This is a genomic window from Hymenobacter cellulosivorans (genome assembly GCF_022919135.1).
GTDB classification, from domain to species: domain Bacteria; phylum Bacteroidota; class Bacteroidia; order Cytophagales; family Hymenobacteraceae; genus Hymenobacter; species Hymenobacter cellulosivorans.
Genome location: NZ_CP095049.1, coordinates 3,138,894 through 3,157,048, shown reverse-complemented (window position 1 = coordinate 3,157,048; position 18,155 = coordinate 3,138,894). Strand labels below are relative to the sequence as shown.

Genomic DNA, 18,155 nt, shown 5'->3' with positions numbered 1-18,155 from the left:
ATGTTTTTATCCCAGTACTACGCGCAATTCCTTCTGCTTCTCACTTTCCTGCTGCTCGGCTGTAAGAAAGAGCCTGCGCCGCTTGCTACCGCCGGCATTTCCTCAAGTGGGACGATTCTAGAGGTGAATGAATCCTTTTGGCTGAGTAACATGAGCACTCATGCTGCTCATTATGAGTGGAAACTGCCTGATGGTACCGTATCAACGCAACGGGACTTAGCTGTTACATTCCCGAAGCCAGGAATCTATTCAGTAGAGTTGACGGCCTACAACCTAGATGATATCCCAGTCAGTACCTCTATCACCTTACGAGTTGGAATCCGGGCCGTAAAAGAGGTACGAGTAACAAAAATGAATTTTACCGCCGATACAGGAGAGCCGTGGGACAAAGCAGATGGGACTGGACCAGATGTCTCTTTTCTACTGATTAATGGAGCCACAAAGGCTGATGTCACATCGGCTCAGCTCCCGTTGGTGTGGAATATGAGTAGCATCTCCCACCAAATAGTGCCGGCCCGGGATGATAAGTCGTGGCGAATAGTGTTTTGGGAAGAAAGTGAGCCCCCTTTTGGTCTCGATCTATGTGGGGAAAGGAAATTACCATTGGGGTCAACCATGTTGACCGAGATGCGCTGGGCAACAGCACAGCGACCTACACGAACTGGGATAGAAGCTGCAGTGTGACCATCGCATTCGAAACACGCCTATAAACGTTAGGTGCTTGGCAGGGCAGGCCCCGGCTGTTCTGCAGAACCTGTCCTGGTACTACGCCGCTGGCCTAGCTGGGCAGCAGGCCGTGCTGGGCAGCGTACACGACTAGGCCGGCTGAGTTAGGGGCGCCGGTTTTTTCCAGCAGCTTCTGGCGGTGCCCCTCCACCGTACGCCGGCTCAGAAAGAGCTCATCGGCAATTTCGGCGGCTTTGCGTCCCTGGCAGATGCGGTGTAGTACTTCTAGCTCCCGCGGCGTCAGCTGCACCAAGTTAGGCAGCATAGTGGGTACCTGCCGGATGGGCTGCTGCACGGCCCGTACCAGGGCCCGCGAAATGCTGGGCGTAAAGTGGTGGCCGGTTAGCAGTACGGCTTCGATGGCCTCGCGCAGCTGCTCCTGGTCGGCGTCCTTGGGCAGGTAGCTACGCACGCCTAGCTTCATCATTTGGGTGATAAACTTATCGGCTGAAAACATCGACAGCACAATAATTTTCAGGTCGGGAAACTCGGCCAGCAGCTGCCGGGCGGCTTCCGCCCCATCTACTTCGGGCATTTGCAGATCGAGCAACAGCACATCGGGCTGGCGCAGGCGGCACTGAACCAGCAGCTCGGCGAAAGTAGCCGCTTCCACCACGGTTTCCACGTAGGGCCAGGACTGCAGGATATAGCGCATCCCCTGGCGAAACAGGGCGTGGTCGTCGAGCAGGGCAATGTGTACGGGCGTGGGGATAGTGGTCATAAAATAACGGATAGGAGTAAGCTAAAATAAGCCGAACGGCCCCGTAATACTAACACAAATTGCCACCATCTACGCCATCGTAGTGTCGAGCTCGACGACCATACGGGTGCCCTGGCCGAGAACTGAATGCTGACGCAGGTGCCCCTGCAGCATCTGCACGCGCACGTCGATGCTGCGCAAGCCGGCCCCGCGGGTTGGGGGCGCACTACCGGCGGCGTTGGCGGCTTCAAACCCGCAGCCGTTATCTTCCACGGTCAGCGTGAGCAGTGGTCCTTGCTGCAGCAGGCTTACCACGAGGCGGGTAGCTCCATGGGCGTGCTTTAGGGCATTATGCACCAGCTCCTGGCAGATCCGGTACAAGGCCAGCTCCTGGGCCAGAGCCAATGGCCGAGCGTAATCAACCTCCAGTAGAATGGGCAGTTTGCCTGTTTCGTTGGCTACGTCCACCAGGTGCTGCAGGGCCTCGGCCAGACCAAATCGGGCCAGCACGGCCGGGTACAGACTGTGAGAAATGCTGCGCACATCCTGCACGGCTCCACTCATGATTTCGCGGATGAGCTTGAGCAACCCCTGGGCATCTTCGGCGTGGGCGGGCAGGCTTTCCAGCCGGTTGAGCAGCAGCTTGGCCGTCGAGATGGTGGAGCCGATACCGTCGTGCAGGTCCCGCCCGATTCGCTCCCGCTCTCCTTCCTGGGCCTCAATGATGGCCGTCAGCAACTGCTGCTGGTGTTCGGCTTCGGCCAGGCGCAGGCGTAGCTGCTGGTGCAGCAGGCGCTTCTGGTAGGTTATCAGAAACACCACCAGGCTGCCCGCGGCCAGTAGCATAAAGGCAATGCCGCTGAAGAGCAGCTGGGCAAAGGTTACTTCCGGGGGTGCAACCATAGAGCGTAGCCAAAGCAGCCGTGCAGCACGACGTAGAGCAGCGAGTGCACGGCCCAGATGTTATGGTTCAGCTGCTGGGAGTAGTGCAGCAGGTAGTTGCTGAACAGGGCAATCTGCAGGTAGCCCAGAAAGTAGATAAACAGGCCCGTAGACACCCAGAACAGAGGTTCCCGCGTGGGATGCAGCACCTGCAGCTCATTGAGCAGCTTGCGGAAATACCAGCCCACGAATACCAACACCAGCACGGCCTGCAGCACCTGCTGGCCCGGCCGAAACTGGGTTAGCTTGCCCGCCCAAATAGTGTCGGCTAGGGCGTAGAGGGCAAAGCCGCCCACCACCCAGGGCATAAGACGGTTGAAAAACCGGGACTGCAGCGTATGCCGGTACACTAGGCCCAGCAGCACCGTTTCGCCGACCATGTAGATGGGCATTAGAAACAGGTTGTTGCGGTGCAGAATCAGCAAGACCAGCCCCAGGATTTCGATGGGCAGCACAAACCACACCAGCCCGGCCAGCAAACGTAGGTTTAGGGGCAGATGACGGTAACGGATGAAACCAATGATGCCCGCCACCAGGACGGGCACCAGGGTCAGCCTCATTAAAAGTTGCTGCAGTGTGAGAGGCATACGAGGAAAGAGCGCGACAAGGAGCGCGACGTAAAGAACAGCTTTTACACGAAACGAAATCAGGTGCCGGGCGGGCAGGGTGTCGACAAATCGAAGAAGGGTGCACTCGATATAGCAGCAGCCGACTCTTCGGTAGGTGGTGTGTAAAGCCGCAGGACCAGGCCAAAGGTGTAAGCCCGCTCCGCGCCAACGGGCAGCGCCGGGTAGTACTCGTGCAGCCCGAAACCCACCCGCAGCTCCTGATTGGTAAAAGGCTGGGCTTCGAACAGCGGCCGCATAAAGTCTTCCACGCTGAAGCTATAGCCCAGCAAGGGACCGTAGCTGTTGGCAAACAAAGCCGAGGTTATTTCCGGAGCGGTGGCCCAGTTGTTGAGCCAGGCTTTCACCAGGTCGTGCGGCGCCTGTTCGGTGGGCAGCTCGCTGGGCTTGGGCTCGCCCGCGTACGTGCTGGGCAGGTAGAAAGCTGAAACCCGGGCTCCCAGCGCATCGGTGGCGTACAGGGCCAGCGTGAAATACGGGTGGCGCTGTCCGTCAACCTTTTTGGTGGCAATCAGGAAACGGGCCTGAATGTGACGCACGCCCACCGTCGACATAAGCCACACGATATGCTGAATTGGGAAGCTTACGTAGGCCAGGCGCTCTTGCCCGGCAGGGGTAGCCACCAGGAAGCTCTGCTGCAGAGCGTCGCTTTTGATTTTACTTAGAATAGTGGCCCATTTGGCAGCGCGGCGCTCATAGGCACCAGGGCTCAGGATGTTGGCGGTAGTAGTGGTGGTCATAAAGCGGAGAAGAATGAAATAGCGGGGCACCTGGAGTAAGCACCACAGGTCGGGCCAAAGTACCGCATTAAGCACAACGCGCCAGTGAGTAGAAACACGGGAGCTGCAAAAACAGGTATTTATACCTGGTTGTGGCTCCACTCCCAACCGGTAGCAAAGGGTTACGCAGGACCTATCCCTGGCAGAGTTACACGGCATCAGGTAAAAATACCCGTTTTGTCAGGCTGGGTATTTTTTCGCGCAAACCGCCGCTCCTCAACTTCTTCCTTTGCCTTACTCTTCCGAGTGAAGGTCAGCTAGCTGCCTACCCCGGCCCGCCTTGCCACCACGCCTTGCTCTGCCCTCCAGCCGTCGCGACCTGGGAGGGCCCCGCAGCCCGCGCTACCGGGCTGGTCTACCCTACTGCTTGTACCGATTCGTGCCAGCCGCTTCCGACCTGGCTGCCCCGATGACGCTCTGTTCACTCTTCACTTCTTACTTCTTACTTACTCCATCATCATGATTGACCCAATCATTTCTGAAGGCACCTTTGAGCTGAAGTTCAAAGCGGAAAAGCCCTTTCAGGTATTCGGCCAGCAATACCTGAAGTGCTACGCCAACCTAGCTGTAAAAGGCAGTATGAGCGCCCCAACCCCCACTGGCCCCCTGGGCTACACCGTCAATTTCAAGCTCGACTGCGGCTGTGAAAGCGTTATGGGCCAGTTTCAGAAAGCCTATGACAAGACTTTCTCGGGCGCGACCACCGTACAGGACCGCGACTGGACCGGCCAGGTGGTGCTCTGCAAGCTAGTTGGAACTCCTGCTCCTGCTCCTGCCCGCCGCGGCTTTAGGGCCCGCATTCCCAGCCTGCAGGCCACCAACAGTACCACGACGACGCTGGTGAGTGACCTGAGCGGGCAGCCCTGGCTGGATGGCTATGCCCTGGGCAAGGGCGTCAACGCGGTGACGGGCGTGCTGAGCGCCCAGGCCCTCAACCCGTTCACGGTGAAGCAGGCCCAGTCCCAGAACTCGCACACCACCTACGCCAACATCTTTTCTACCAGTGACGTTGACCAGCTCATCAACGTGTCGGCCAGCGGCAGCTACAACATGGACGGCATCACCGTTAACGCGTCCACGTCTTACCTGAGCCAGATCAAGCAGTCGACGCTGGACCTGACGATTCTGGCTACCTACCAGGTAGAGTACAACGACTATGACACCATCAACAGCAGCACCGTCTCGTTTGCCCCGCAGGCCCAGCAGCTGATTGATGCCGGACAGTTTGACAAGTTTCGCGCCCTGTACGGCGACTATTACCTGGCGGGCAGCCGGCGGCAGGCTACATTTCGGGCCGTGTATACCGTTAGTGCCAATTCGTCGGAAACGCTTACGCAGGTAAAAGCTTCGCTGGGCGCATCGGCCCCGGATATGTTTACGGCCCAGGGCGAGGCCGAATTTAAAAGCGCCATTGCCAATAAGAATGTTTCGGTGAGCTTTTTCCTGGACATGCAGGGCATGCCCACCAACGCGCCGAACCGCCCCACGGCCCCCATCGGCATGGATACGGTGCAAGAGTACCTGCAGTGGTTTCAGCAGTACAACGAGCCTGTGCCTGGCCATGCCGAAATGATTCACTACAGCCAGATCAGCGCCAAAATTCCGACTACGCTGCCAATTGACCCCAACATCTTCAGCGCCGTCGGCGACATCTACTTCAACACGTACCTGCTCCAGATTACGCTCAACTCCTTGCCTTCCAGCTGGCAGGGCTCTTATCCGACGCAGGTCAACAGCGTGGTCAAGAAGGTAATGGCCAACGCCCAGACCCTGGTCGAAGACGACGCGACCCGCACCAGCCTGAGCGGCCAGGTCAGCGCCCTGCTGAATGATTTGAACAACCTGAGCCAGCGCTACCTCTTCATTCAGACGATTCAGAAGCTGCAGTCGTCCGAGCCGGCCATCGGCGCTAGTCAGTCGGAATCCGGCAAGTTTGGCTCGACCAACTATACCAACGCCGCCAACGACCCGGCCTTTGTAATTCAATACACCTCCCAGAACTACGAGCAAGGCTACAAGATCGGGCACCGCAGCCACGACTTCGATATTGCCGTCGACGGGACCATCGTGCAGTGGGAACTGCATCAGGTCTGGGACGACGGCTCCGACGGCACCTGGCACAAGAACAACCAGAACAACAACTCGGACTACATCCTGCTCAACAACAGCGCCCGGATCCACTGCGAATCGGAATACGACCGGGGATTCAACAACACGCTGAGCGTCTGGTACGTGGCCAACTCCCTGATTCCGGGCTCGGTCACGGTTCCGGCCCAGGAGGCAGTTTCGCAGAGTGAGCCGGTTTCGGCCTAAGCGGAATTCCAAGTGAATACGAAAAAGGCTCCCGCCGTTGGTGGGAGCTTTTTTCGTGTTGCCCACGGCCGACGAGCAACACCAGAAAACCAGGGTACCAAACGCGGGCCACAAAGCCGGGGCCGACAACGTTCCGGCCGTATCTTCGCGGTTGGGAGCTGCAGGTCTGCGGGCCCCAGCCTGCTCACCATACCCATTGCTTTTGTATGCCCAGCTCCCCGGAAACAACGTCTGCTGCCGAGCCGGGCCGGCACCACTACCGCCTGGCAGGCACGAGCGTAGCGGCCCTGACCAGCGCCGACGTCGAGCGGCACGGGACGCATCTGCCGCCGGTTGACTACCGCGCTATGGCGGCCATTCAGCCCCACACCCTGACGCTGAACTTCGGCACGTTTACCGGCGCGCCAACCCTGGGTGCCCAGCCATTTCCGCCCGTGACTGTAGAGCAGCAAACCCAGGGCGTGCTGCTAACGTGTACCTGCCCGGCCCCGGCGGGCGCCCTGTGCGAGCATGAGGCCCTGGTGCTGCTCAGTATTGTGCAGCGCAAGGAGCTGCGCGTATTTTTCGACGCTGGGCAGCGCCATACGCTGCTCCAGGCCGCCGCCCGCGACTATGGCCTGGAACACGCCACCGACCTCGACGCCTACTTCGAGCTGACTTACAACCGGACTCAGGTACAGGTCTTGCCCCGGCAGGCGGGCCTGTTTCCGGTGACGGCCACCACCACGCAGGAGCTGGTGAGCCAATTGCTGCCGGAGGAGCGCGGGCCACTGGCCGCTGCGGGTAGTCGGCGCATCGTGGTATTTGGGCGGCACAAGTACTACGGCCACCTCACCGTGCAGCTAGCCGAGGCCGTGCTAACGAGTGCCGGCAAGGTTAAGAACCCGGTAACGGTACTCAACCCGCTCGACCGGCTGGGAACCAGTGGTAATCTGGCGGAGCTCAAGTTCTACTCCGGCCTGGCCCGCTTTCAGCACAACTACGACGAGAAACGCTCGGTGGCCACGCTGCAGGCCTTGCGGGCCATTGTCGACAACCCGGAAGAGCTGCCCGTTTTTGCCCACAACCCCAGTGTGTCGGACAAGCTCACCGGCCCGGCCCTGACCCCGCTCACGCTGCGCTGGGTGCCCACCGATTTGCATTTGCACGTGAGTGAGCAACAGGAGTTTTACGAAGTGACGGGCCGCCTGCTGCTCCACGACCAGCCCGTGGACCTGAGCACCGCGCCCATCCGGTTCGACTATTTCGTGGCCTTCAACCAGGCGCTCTACCTGCTCGAAGACCTGGCCGTATGGCGGGTAATCGACTTTTTCCAGCGCCGCAACAACACCCTGCTGATTCACCAAAGCAAGTTCCGGGAATTTCAGCAGCAGGTACTGGCCAACCTGGAAGACAAGTTGCGGGTCAGCTACTCCTTCGTGCGGCCCGCCCCACCCGAGCTGCGCGTGAGCAACGGCTTCGACCAGGCCCCAGAAAAGCTGCTTTACCTCTCCGACCACGGGGCCGGGGGCGTGGAAGTGCTGCCCGTGATGCGCTACGGGACCCGGGAAGTACCGGTGCTCTCGAAGCGGCAGCTGCTGGCCCACGACGAACTGGGCCGCCCCTTCGCCCTGAACCGCGACACGGCCGCCGAGGCGGGCTTTACCACCGCCTTACTGCGCCAGTACCCAGCCTGGCAGGAGCAGCTGCACCAGGGCTCCTTCGACGCGCCCCGGGCGTTGTTTCTGGACGAGGAATGGGTGCTGACGGCCTTTGAAGACTGGCAGCGGGCGGGTATCACGATTCTGGGCTTCAACCAACTCAAAGGCAATACCCTGAACCCGTACCGGGCCCGGATTTCGGTGCGCGTAACGGGCGAAACCAACTGGTTCGACACCAAGCTCAACGTGCGCTTCGGCCAGCAGAAAGCCTCGTTGCGGCAGGTGCAGCAGGCCATCCGCAACCGTAGCCACTACGTGCGCCTCGACGACGGCACCCGCGGCCTGCTGCCCCGCGAATGGGTCGAGAAGTTCGCCGAGTATTTTGCCGCCGGCGAGGTAGAAGAAGACCGAATCCGCACGCCCAGCATCAACTTTCGCCTGATTCGGGAGCTCTACGACCCGGCCGCCCTGGATGAGGCTGCCCGAACCCGCCTGGCCACCTACGAAGCCGCCGTGGCCGACTTCACTGGTATTGCCGCGGTGGAGCCGCCGGTGGGTTTGCTGGCAACCCTGCGTGAGTATCAGCGCCAGGGGCTCAATTGGCTCAACTTCCTGGATACGTTCAGCTTTGGGGGCTGCCTGGCCGATGATATGGGCCTGGGCAAAACCCTGCAGGTGCTGGCCTTTCTGCTGCACCAGCGCCAGCACGGCCCCCGGCGCCCGGCCAGCCTGGTAGTGGTGTCGACTTCGTTGGTATTCAACTGGCAGGCCGAGGTGGAAAAGTTTGCCCCCGAGCTGCGAGTCCACGTGCTGCGCGGCAGCTTGCGCCGGGCCGAGGCCGCCCAGTTCGACGCCCACGACATCGTACTGACGACTTACAACACGCTGGTTTCCGACATCCGGGAGCTGCGCGCGTATGCGTTCAACTACGTGTTTCTGGACGAGGCCCAGGCCATCAAAAATCCCGAGTCGCAGCGCTACAAGGCGGCCCGGCTGCTGCAGGCCCGCAACCGGGTAGTGCTGACCGGTACGCCGCTGGAAAACAACACGCTGGACATCTACGGGCTCTTGTCCTTTGCCTGCCCGGGTTTGCTGGGCTCCCTCAAGCACTTCAAGGACTTGTATGCCGGGCCCATCGACAAGTTCAAGGATGAGCGGCGGGCCCGGGAACTGCAGCAGCGCATCAGCCCCTTCGTGTTGCGCCGCACCAAAGGTCAGGTGGCCCGGGAGCTACCCGACAAAACGGAAATGGTGCTGTACTGCGAAATGGGCACCGAGCAGCGCCGGGTGTACGACGCCTGCAAAAAGGAGTACCACGACCTGCTGCTGGGCATTCACGAGGACGCGCCCCAGAAGGAAAGCATCCACATTCTGCAGGGCCTGACCAAGCTGCGCCAGATCTGCAACTCCCCCGCCCTGCTGCCCGACGAGGCCGACTACGGCCGGGCCTCCAGCAAGCTGGACGTGCTGCTGGAGGAAGTGCGCAGCAAGGCCCCGCAGCACAAAATTCTGATTTTCTCGCAGTTCGTGACCATGCTCGACTTGATTCGCGCCGAGCTGCAGGCCCACAACATTCCCTTTACCTACCTCACCGGCCAAACCAAAAACCGCGCGACCACCGTGGCCCGCTTCCAGATGGACGACTCAGTGCGGGTGTTCCTGATTAGCCTGAAAGCCGGCGGCACGGGTCTTAACCTGACCGAGGCCGACTACGTGTACTTGGTGGACCCGTGGTGGAATCCGGCCGTGGAAAACCAGGCCATTGACCGCAGCCACCGCCTCGGGCAGGACAAGAAAGTGGTGGCCGTGCGCCTGATTTGCCCCGACACCATCGAGGAGAAAATCATGAAGCTGCAGGACGCCAAGCGCGAGCTGGCCCACGAGCTGATTCACACCGACGCCACGCTCATCAAAAACCTAAGCCGGGACGAGCTGCGGGAGCTGTTTCGGTAAAGGCCCTGCTCCCGGTCAACTACTGCTAGAGCAGCGCCTTCAAAATAAATAAAGGCTGGCTGCATGAAAAGCTCAATCAGGTCTGAAGTCTGTTTGTCGCTGCATAAAGCAAGGTCTTCTCACTTAACGCGCGGAATGCTTTGCTTAAAATGCCAACTACAACCTACCCCACCAGCTGCTGATAGAGCTGCTCCAGGGTAGCGGCGGCATCTTCGCAGAGGCCGGGGTGAGTGGGCGAGGTCTGGACGATGGTGCTGCGGGTGGCCGTGAGCCAACGGAACCGCTCGGCCAGTCCCAGCCGCCCGATGGTGCCGCCCTCGGGCTTGCCCCGGCAGATTTTCTCGAAGGCCTGCAGGCGCTGGCGCAGCTCGTCGAAGTCCAGCTCGGCGCTGGCAAAGGCTTGCAGGCGGGCTTCGGGCAGGTGGCAGCGGGTTTGCAGAAAGCCCTGGGCCCGGCAGTAGAGAATCACGCCGACGTTCAGAAACTCTTCGCGCTCCACGCGGGGCACCACGCGCAGCACGGCGTACTCAAATAAGTGCTTTTCGGGCATCTTGGGCTTCCTGAACAAAGGTTTCTGATGCGGCCAGTCGATTGGCCAGGAACCCGACGTAGCTAGTGCGCTGCTCGGCGGCCGTAGCGTCGCCGGCAGCGGCCTCTTCGAGCCAGGCATCGGGCACCAGGGCCAGGATGTCGGTCAATACCTCGGCGGTAATCTTGGCGCGGTACTCAGCATCTACATCCCGCAGCTCCGCGGCCTGGGGCAGCAGCACGTGGTCCTTGATTTGGGGGAAGGGCCGGGGCCGGGGCGCGGCCCAGCCGGGGCCGGCGTGGTGCACGTACAGGGCCGCACCGTGGTCAATCAGCCAGAGCTCCTTGTGCCAGATCAGCATATTGGTGTTGCGGGCCGTGCGGTCCACGTTTAGCGTCAGGGCGTCGAGCCACACGATTTGGGAGGCCAGGCGCGGCTCGATGGTCGTCACCAGGGCATCGTAGGTAATGGCACCCGACAGGTAGTGCAGGCCCAAGTTCTGGCCGGTGCTGGCTTGCAGCAAATCCTGGATTTCCTCGTCGGGCTCGGAGCGGCCAAAGGCTACGTCGAGCTCACAGAACACCAGCTCGGGCACGCGCAGGCCCAGAAACCGGGCTAGCTCACCTACAATCAGCTCGGCAATGAGGGCCTTGATGCCCTGCCCCGCACCCCGAAACTTGACGACGTACATAAACTCGTCGTCGGCTTCGACCAAGGCCGGCAGGGAACCTCCTTCGCGCAGGGGCGTGACGTAGCGCGTCACGGCAACGGTTCGGAGCGGAGAAATAGTTTCGGACATAGAGCAGACGAGTGGAGCCAGGCTTAGGCCCGACAAAGAAAAGGGAAACGGGGCAGTTTACGGCCAGAACCAGTTCCGCGGCCACCGCATGCGGGCCAAGCACTCTATGAAAAGACGGAGCAATCAGCCGTAGACAGCAGCTTTGCTTTCTGTTACTTACCAATAGTCAATGGTATACAGTTTTACTATTTCTTTTGTGCGCATACCAATAACTGATATACAAAATCCCTTAATTCAAAGCTCTATATACCCAAGCTTAGTATGCGGAAGCACGTATTCTTACAACTTGTATACCGACCTTAAAGACAAAGCAACGTTGCAACATGAGCTTGGTGCAACTTGTCGACTTCGCCGCTTAAAAGCTCTTGCTGATTATCTGAACCGCCTTTCCCTCACGCAGAAAGCCCCCTGCTACGGCGTGGCAGCAAGGGGCTTTCTGGTAAAAGTTGGTTACTTCGCAGAGGGCGGAGTGCTTCGCGTTGCTCGCCAGGACACGAGCTTTTGCCTTAGCACATCAGCATATTTCTCACATTGTCCTCATCAAACTCCAGTGTGGCCCAGCATGGGAAAGCGGCGCTGGTGCCAGTAGGGATAAATCGGCTCGGTGGCGCTGGCTGCGTCGAGGCGGGCTACCTGCTCGGGCGTGAGGTTCCAGCCCACGGCGGCCAGGTTCTGGCGCAGTTGCTCCTCGTTGCGGGCGCCAACTACGATATTGACCACGGTGGGGCGCTGCAAGAGCCAGTTTAGCGCTACCTGGGCCACGGTTTTGCCGGTTTCGGCCGCCACTTCGTCCAGGGCATCCACGATGCGGAACAGTAGCTCGTCGGGCACCTGTGGGCCCTGGCCACCGCCCTGAGCCAGGCGGCTGCTTTCGGGCACGGGCTGGCCGCGGCGAAACTTGCCGCTGAGCAAACCGGCTGACAACGGACTCCAGACGATGGTACCTACGCCCTGGTCGAGGCCCAGGGGCATTAGCTCCCACTCAAACTCGCGGGCCGCCAGCGAATAATACGCCTGGTGCCCCACGTAGCGGGCCCAGCCATGGCGCTCCGCCACCGACAACGACTTCATCAAATGCCAGCCCGAGAAGTTGGAGCAGGCAATGTAGCGCACTTTGCCGCTCTGAATAAGCGTGTCGAGAGTGCGCAGGGTTTCATCCACGGGCGTGTGGGCGTCGAAGCCGTGCATGTGGTAGATGTCGATGTAGTCGGTGCCGAGGCGGCGCAGGCTGTCGTCGCAGGCCTGGATGAGGTGGTGGCGGGAGGAGCCGTAGTCGTTGGCGCCGGGGCCGGTCGGGAAGGTGGCTTTAGTAGAAATCAGCACCTCGTGGCGGCGGCCTTCCAGGGTTTTGCCCAGAATGGTTTCGGCGGCCCCGTCGGAGTAGCCGTTGGCCGTGTCGAAGAGGTTGACGCCGGCTTCGAGGCAGATGTCAATCAGGTGGCGGGCTTCGTCGACCTGGGTACTGCCCCAGGCCTTGAAAAACTCGTTGCCACCCCCGAAGGTGGCGGTGCCAAAACTCAGCACGGGAATGCGCAGGCCCGAGGCCCCTAGTTGGCGGTATTCCATTGGTAACGCGGAAAGGTAGAAGGTGAATAAGTCGGCCGGGGTACCAGGTGGCTCCGGGGCCGCGGCCAGGACGATGCCCGGTAAGACAACCTCAGGGGCGGCAAGGTTTTGGGAAACTGAACCGGACATAATTTTGCTAAAAGCTCATCCGGAACGCTCTGGGGGCCGATTCGTAGGAGAAATGAGTACCTATCCAATTCACCTTTCTACCCCCACAGCCTTATGTTCGATAAACTGGAAACCCTGGACGACCTGTTTGAAATGCAGCTCAAAGACCTCTACAGCGCCGAAAAGCAGCTGCTCAAGGCCCTGCCCCAGATGGCCGAAACCGCCAAGGACGGCCGCCTGCGCCGCGGCTTTGAAAAGCACTTGCGCGAAACCGAAAATCAGGTGGCTCGCCTCGAAAAAATTGCCAAAGCCCAGGACTTCGACCTGAGCGGCCACACCTGCAAGGCCATGGAAGGTCTGATTGCCGAAGGTCAGGAAACCATGTCGGAAAACGCTACCGACGAAGTCATGGACGCGGCCCTGATTGCCTCGGCCCAGCGCATCGAGCACTACGAAATATCAGGCTACGGCACGGCGGCCCACTTCGCCCAGCGCCTGGGCTACACCGATGCCGCCGAACTGCTGCAGCAAACCCTGGACGAGGAGCAGCTGACCGATACCAAGCTCAACGACCTGGCCAAGAACTACCTCAACGCCAAGGCCGAGTAAGCCTTTTCGGTTGTAGCAATTATAAAGAAGCCCTTCCGCAGACCAGAAGGGCTTCTTTGTGCTGAATGGGCTGCTGCGTCTTTAACCAGCGCTAATCACCGCCGCAGCCCCCGCACCCGCCACAGCCACTGCTGCCGCAGCCGGAGTCGCCGCCCCCACTGCTGCCGGAATCACCGCCGTATCCGGCGTCATGACGACCGGGCGGCACCAGCAGGACGGCTACGTGGTTCAGACCCAAAATATTGAGCCCCTGCACTCCAAACATGCCTACTGTCAGAGCCACGTACTGGGTCGACACTGGCTCCGAGTACCGCTCCTGGCGCACTACCGCCGCGGCCTCGCGCAGCACCCGGGTTCCACGGCCGGTAGCCCAGGCTCGTTGGTGGTAGGAATAGAAAGCCACTACAACCAGCCCCAGCAGCGTGGCTACCAGAAACCCCACGGGCCGCTCCCGCGTCAGGCCAACTACTACCTTGGCCAGCCCCAGCAAGCCCAGCACTACCAGGGTAAGCGTTACCGGCTGATTGAGGCGGCGCCGCTCGGCCTCGGGCAGTAGCCAGCCCTTGGCTTCGAGGCCAGCATCCAGGGCCTGTACTGCCTCGAGGGTAGGCTGCATAACCCAGCGCCGTACCGAGTCCAGCGTCGAGCCCTCGGGTAGCACCCGGTTCCAGACGACCAGTTCGTAAGCATCCGTGGGGGGCGAGGCATTAATAGAGCGTCGGGCTCTCTGGTGGGGCAGCAGCTCAATCTTACCCGCGTGCGCCAAGGCGGCCAGGGCGCTGTCGGGCAGCCGCTGGCCGTGCTCGGCCAGGCGCACCAGTTCGTAGGTAGTAGGCGACGGTTCGGCCGCCGCAGAATCCTCGGAACCTCGTCCCCGGTGCCGCCACCATAAAGTAAGGGGCAACAGCGTCAGGCAGAGCAGCCAGTAAAAAGCCAGGAATTTCTGCCCGTACCAGTTCAGCGGATTTAGCGGCAGCTGTGCCGTGCAGCCCATCAGCACCAGGGCCAGCAAGGCCAGCAGCCCCGCCGACTTACGGCTGAAACCCGGCCCCGGCCACTGCAGCCGGGGCAGCAGCCAGTGCCGCCGCAGATTGACCCGCCGGAAGTAGGGTGCCTCGCCAAAGCGTACAGCCGCCGGGGGCCAGATGTCGGCCGGCGGCATAGTGCCAAAGGCGGTGTAGTAGGCTTGCAACGTCTGGGCGTACCAGTCGCGAAACTTGTGGCCCTCGGCTGCCCCGCCCTTGGTAGGGCCGTGGTGCAACGGAAAGCCCAACACCTGCCCGCAGAGCTCCTCCCAATACGAGCGGGTGTACACCAAGTGCTGATGCCAGGCCTGGTCTACTTCGTCGGAGGGCGTGACGGGGTGACCGCAGGTGACGGCCAGAAACACGAACTTCTTGTATTCGTGCACCACGCGCCGGGCAAAGGCCGGGTTCCAGCCATTGTCGCGAGCCAGGCGGTGGGTGAAGGACAGCGGAGCTGTTCCATCGAGGTCGAAGGCTTCCAGCCTGGACCATAATTCCGAGTGATTCGCGTGGGTCGAGTCGGGGTGCATAGCGGCAGAGGCTAAACGCGAGTCAGGAAGAATGCCCCAAGGTAGGAATCTGGCCTGACTTGGCCGCGGCCCGGTCGCCCATTTTGGTCACCCTTATTTCTGCGACCCAAACGCACCTTTTAGCCGCGGTGCAAGGGCGGGGGCTGAAGCCGGAAAATGTCGCGCAGGGCCTGGCTGGCGGCGTGGTAACCGCACATGCCGTGTACGCCCCCACCTGGCGGGGTGGCCGACGAGCACAAATACAGCCCGCGGCGGGAGGTACGGTAGGGCGAGGCGCGCAACGCGGGCCGGGTAAAGAGCTGGCTGATATCGAGCCGGCCGCCGTTGATGTCGCCGCCCACATAATTAGGGTTGTAGGCTTCCAGTTGGGCCGTGTCGAAGGTGTGGCGGCCGATAATCCGCTCCCGGAAGCCGGGCGCAAACCGCTCGACCTGCTGCTCGATGGCCTGGGTCATGTCCTGGCGGGAGCCGTGGGGCACGTGGCAATAGGCCCAGGCCGTATGCTGCCCGGCCGGGGCGCGGGTAGCGTCGAACAGGCTTTGCTGGGCCAGCAGCACAAAGGGCCGCTCCGGGTGCTGGCCCCGGCTGGTGGCTTTTTCGCTAGCCGCAATTTCTTCCAGCGTGTTGCCCAAATGCACCGTGGCCGTGTTGGCGCACTCCGGTGCAGTGAAGGGAATCGGGGCGTCGAGGGCCCAATCGACCTTGAAAACACCCATGCCGTAGCGGTAGCGCCGCAATTGCCACTGGTAAATGGCCGACAAGCTGTGGCCGGCAATACGCAGGAGCTGGGCGGGCGTCACGTCGAAAAGTACGGCCCGGGCCTCGGGCAACTCACGCAGGGACGTGACCATCGTGTTGGGTTGCACGTGCCCGCCCAGGGCCCGGAAGTGGGCCACCAGCGCGTCGGCAATGCTTTGGGAGCCGCCTTTGGGCAGCGGCCAGCCCTGGCGGTGCGCGGCAATGAGCAGCACCAAGCCGATGGCGGAGGTCGTCAGGTTTTCCAGGGGCTGAATGGCGTGGGCAGCCATACCAGCAAACAGGCCCCGGGCTTCCATGGTCTGAAAACGCTTGGTCAGCAGCGTGGCCGGCTGCAGGGCTGAGAAGCCAAACTGGGCCATGTCCAGGGGGTGGCGGGGCAGCTGTAAAGACGCCAGCACGTCGGGGGCAATGCCGGGCCACTGCGCCACTAGCGGCTTGAGCAGCTGATGGTAGGCGCGCTCATCAAGGCCCAAGCTACGGGCCGTAGCGTCCAGGGAATTGACCACTGTAGCAGCCGTGCCGTTGTCGAAAGGGTGGGCTGCGGCCACGGGCGGGGTAATATATTCGAGGCCGTATTGGGCCAGCGGCAGGGTTTGCAGATACGGCGAGGCCACCGCCAGCGGGTGAATGGCCGAGCAGATGTCGTGCTTAAAGCCGGGCAGCGTCAGCTCGGCCGTGCGCAGTCCGCCGCCCAACTCCCTTTTGCCTTCCAGCAGCAGCACCGCCAGGCCAGCCTGCTGCAGCACAATGGCCGCCGCCAATCCATTGGGCCCCGACCCCACTACCACCGCATCGTATGCCATTGGTCAATTAATAAGTAAGAAATGGCAAGTAAGAATTACCATTCGGCATTTGCGACTTTGGACCCAAACCTAACAACTAACAACTAACAACTACTTACGGCTCTAGGCGGATGATAAAGTTCTTGAGCGGATTTTTCTTGACGATGGTCACCAGCTGGCCGTTGGCGTAGCGGTACTCGTCTTCCCGCCCGTCCCGGGTGGCCTTGATCTGGCCGGCCGCCGGGCGGACCAGGGTAAAAAAGTCGCCGAAATACTCGGCGTACGCGCGACTGACGCCGGTTGGCTCGCCGAAAAACATATCCGTGACGGTATAGGTAATCGGCTGCTGCTCGGTGGCCTGGTAGTGGTGTTTGTACTGATTGGCCACGATGTCGTAATGGTCGCCCTTCCACTCGGCGCGGGAGGCAAAGTTGCCTTGGTTGGTGTGGGCTTCCACGGTCGACAGCCGCAACTGCCCGTGGCGGCTGCGGTTGACGACCTTGTAATATATTTTGAGATGGTAGAGCAGAAAATTAACCTGCACGTCGCTCACCAGCGTGGTTATGACCTCGGCCGGCGCGGCACCGGCCTGCCGCGTGGCCGTCATGGTGCCCACGCGCAGGCCGGCCACCTCAATGGCGTAGCGCCGGGTTTCGGGGGCAGCGGGCGTTTGGGCCGGCGCCAGCAGTGGCCGGGCCAGGTACACCCCGAGCACAGCAAGCCGCCAGCTCAGCACCACCACTCCGCTCCTTCCCTACCCGGCCCGCCACGTTTACTGCTCATTGAGCTGCCAGTTGTAGTCCAGAAAGCTGATGCTGGCGTTTTTGTCCAGCTTGGTGGTGGCGTACTTATTCACCCAGCTGGTTACCGACTGCCCGTTTTCCGACCAGTCGCCCTTATACCAGTCGAAGTATTTGGAGAGCTGGGCGGAGGATTTTCCGGGCTTGTTTTTGGCCGGGTTGTTTAGGAAGTCACGGCCCTGGTCGTCGAGCTGGGCGTCCAGCTTGGCGGCGGTGTAGGCCTCAGTGCGCAGGCGGGGGCAGGAAATAGAGGCGCAGACCAGGGCAAAGTGAATCCGCGGGTCGTTGTAGTTCTTGCGCAGAATGCTGTGCTCGATGTTGTCGAGGCTCATCTTCTCGCCGCCGATGCTAAAAAACTTCGACGCCCAGGGCGTGGTCACGAATGGAATCTGGATTTTGGTGCCGATGTCCTTGATGCTTTGCAGCGGGTAATGGTCCAGAATAAGACGGATGGTGTAGGCGTTGTAGGCGTTAATCCAGTAGGCCATCTGCTCGGGCTTGCTCCAATTGGCCGCCGGCGGATTCTTGCTCAGCATCGCCAAGTATTGGTTGAAAGCGCCCTGGTCGGCTTTCCAGGCCTTGTAATTGACCAGTCCTTTCTCGTTGACGTACTTTTTCAGCAGCTTATCGAAGGCGCTGTGGTCGACACCGGCTGCGGCGGAAGTAGTAGCGCGGGGCGCTTTAGCGGCCGTAGCAGCGGGTACAGGAACGAGGCTGATGGCGGCCAGGGCGGTGGTGGTCAGCAGGCGGGGAAGCAGGCGGGGAAGCAGGCGGGAGAAACTCATGAGTAGGTGCATTAACCGGAATATACGGGGCCGGACCGGCGGAAAGATTGGGCGAGGCAAACTCTATGCCCGCCGCATTGCGTAGGACTGCAAAGTACGGCTTCTTCGGGGCAACCACTTCGGCGGGCTTATACTGCCATTGCCGGCCGAAACCTTCGTAGAATGCCTGGATAAAACCTGCTTT

The 18,155-nt window shown here is 60.9% G+C and carries 15 protein-coding genes; 4 read left to right on the top strand and 11 right to left on the bottom strand.

Going from position 1 to position 18,155, the window contains the following annotated elements:
* Positions 1–684 carry a PKD domain-containing protein gene (locus tag MUN80_RS13425; RefSeq protein WP_244713592.1) on the top strand — a complete coding sequence of 228 codons (684 nt, stop codon included), beginning with the start codon at positions 1–3 and terminating at the stop codon, positions 682–684.
* 94 nt (positions 685–778) lie between these two features.
* On the opposite strand, the gene MUN80_RS13420 is transcribed toward MUN80_RS13425, so the two are convergent.
* The 4 genes from MUN80_RS13420 to MUN80_RS13405 all read right to left on the bottom strand — a co-directional run bounded on the left by MUN80_RS13420 (position 779) and on the right by MUN80_RS13405 (position 3,734).
* On the bottom strand, positions 779–1,447 hold the full coding sequence (locus MUN80_RS13420) for a response regulator transcription factor (protein ID WP_244713590.1): 669 nt from the start codon (positions 1,445–1,447) through the stop codon (positions 779–781).
* 69 nt (positions 1,448–1,516) lie between these two features.
* Entirely contained in the window at positions 1,517–2,329 is an 813-nt protein-coding gene (locus MUN80_RS13415) for a sensor histidine kinase (protein ID WP_244713588.1), read from the bottom strand.
* On the bottom strand, positions 2,308–2,928 hold the full coding sequence (locus MUN80_RS13410; RefSeq protein WP_244713586.1) for a hypothetical protein: 621 nt from the start codon (positions 2,926–2,928) through the stop codon (positions 2,308–2,310). The genes MUN80_RS13415 and MUN80_RS13410 overlap by 22 nt, the downstream gene beginning before the upstream one ends.
* 86 nt (positions 2,929–3,014) lie before the next feature.
* A complete protein-coding gene (locus MUN80_RS13405) occupies positions 3,015–3,734 on the bottom strand; it encodes a hypothetical protein (protein ID WP_244713584.1) in 720 nt (239 codons plus the stop codon).
* A gap of 498 nt (positions 3,735–4,232) precedes the next feature.
* Here MUN80_RS13405 and MUN80_RS13400 point away from each other — a divergent pair, with 498 nt between their 5' ends.
* Positions 4,233–6,086, top strand: a complete 1,854-nt coding sequence (locus MUN80_RS13400; RefSeq protein WP_244713582.1) for a hypothetical protein — start codon at positions 4,233–4,235, stop codon at positions 6,084–6,086.
* A 206-nt stretch (positions 6,087–6,292) separates the two neighbouring features.
* On the top strand, positions 6,293–9,679 hold the full coding sequence (locus tag MUN80_RS13395) for a DEAD/DEAH box helicase (RefSeq protein WP_244713580.1): 3,387 nt from the start codon (positions 6,293–6,295) through the stop codon (positions 9,677–9,679).
* Positions 9,680–9,842: 163 nt separating this feature from the next.
* Here the strand turns inward: MUN80_RS13395 and MUN80_RS13390 are convergent, their stop codons facing one another.
* The 3 genes from MUN80_RS13390 to MUN80_RS13380 all read right to left on the bottom strand — a co-directional run bounded on the left by MUN80_RS13390 (position 9,843) and on the right by MUN80_RS13380 (position 12,573).
* Positions 9,843–10,229 (bottom strand): DUF3037 domain-containing protein, encoded by a 387-nt coding sequence (locus MUN80_RS13390; protein WP_244713578.1) that lies wholly within the window; start codon positions 10,227–10,229, stop codon positions 9,843–9,845.
* Positions 10,207–11,007, bottom strand: coding sequence for a HipA family kinase (locus tag MUN80_RS13385; protein WP_244713576.1), 801 nt, complete (start codon positions 11,005–11,007; stop codon positions 10,207–10,209). Before MUN80_RS13385 ends, MUN80_RS13390 begins: the two co-directional genes overlap by 23 nt.
* Before the next feature lie 540 nt (positions 11,008–11,547).
* Complete coding sequence (locus tag MUN80_RS13380; protein WP_244713574.1) at positions 11,548–12,573, bottom strand: aldo/keto reductase; 1,026 nt, start codon at positions 12,571–12,573, stop codon at positions 11,548–11,550.
* Positions 12,574–12,795: 222 nt separating this feature from the next.
* On the opposite strand from MUN80_RS13380, the gene MUN80_RS13375 reads away from it, so the two are divergent.
* The gene (locus MUN80_RS13375; protein WP_244713571.1) at positions 12,796–13,290 is read left to right on the top strand and encodes a YciE/YciF ferroxidase family protein; all 495 of its coding nucleotides are present in this window, start codon (positions 12,796–12,798) and stop codon (positions 13,288–13,290) included.
* A 91-nt stretch (positions 13,291–13,381) separates the two neighbouring features.
* On the opposite strand, the gene MUN80_RS13370 is transcribed toward MUN80_RS13375, so the two are convergent.
* The 4 genes from MUN80_RS13370 to MUN80_RS13355 all read right to left on the bottom strand — a co-directional run bounded on the left by MUN80_RS13370 (position 13,382) and on the right by MUN80_RS13355 (position 17,971).
* The gene (locus MUN80_RS13370) at positions 13,382–14,845 is read right to left on the bottom strand and encodes a TIGR04222 domain-containing membrane protein (protein ID WP_244713568.1); all 1,464 of its coding nucleotides are present in this window, start codon (positions 14,843–14,845) and stop codon (positions 13,382–13,384) included.
* A gap of 119 nt (positions 14,846–14,964) precedes the next feature.
* A complete protein-coding gene (locus MUN80_RS13365) occupies positions 14,965–16,407 on the bottom strand; it encodes a phytoene desaturase family protein (RefSeq protein ID WP_244713566.1) in 1,443 nt (480 codons plus the stop codon).
* A gap of 94 nt (positions 16,408–16,501) precedes the next feature.
* Positions 16,502–17,101, bottom strand: coding sequence for a DUF6134 family protein (locus MUN80_RS13360; RefSeq protein ID WP_244713563.1), 600 nt, complete (start codon positions 17,099–17,101; stop codon positions 16,502–16,504).
* A 57-nt stretch (positions 17,102–17,158) separates the two neighbouring features.
* Complete coding sequence (locus MUN80_RS13355; RefSeq protein WP_244713561.1) at positions 17,159–17,971, bottom strand: DUF547 domain-containing protein; 813 nt, start codon at positions 17,969–17,971, stop codon at positions 17,159–17,161.
* Positions 17,972–18,155: the final 184 nt, after the last annotated feature.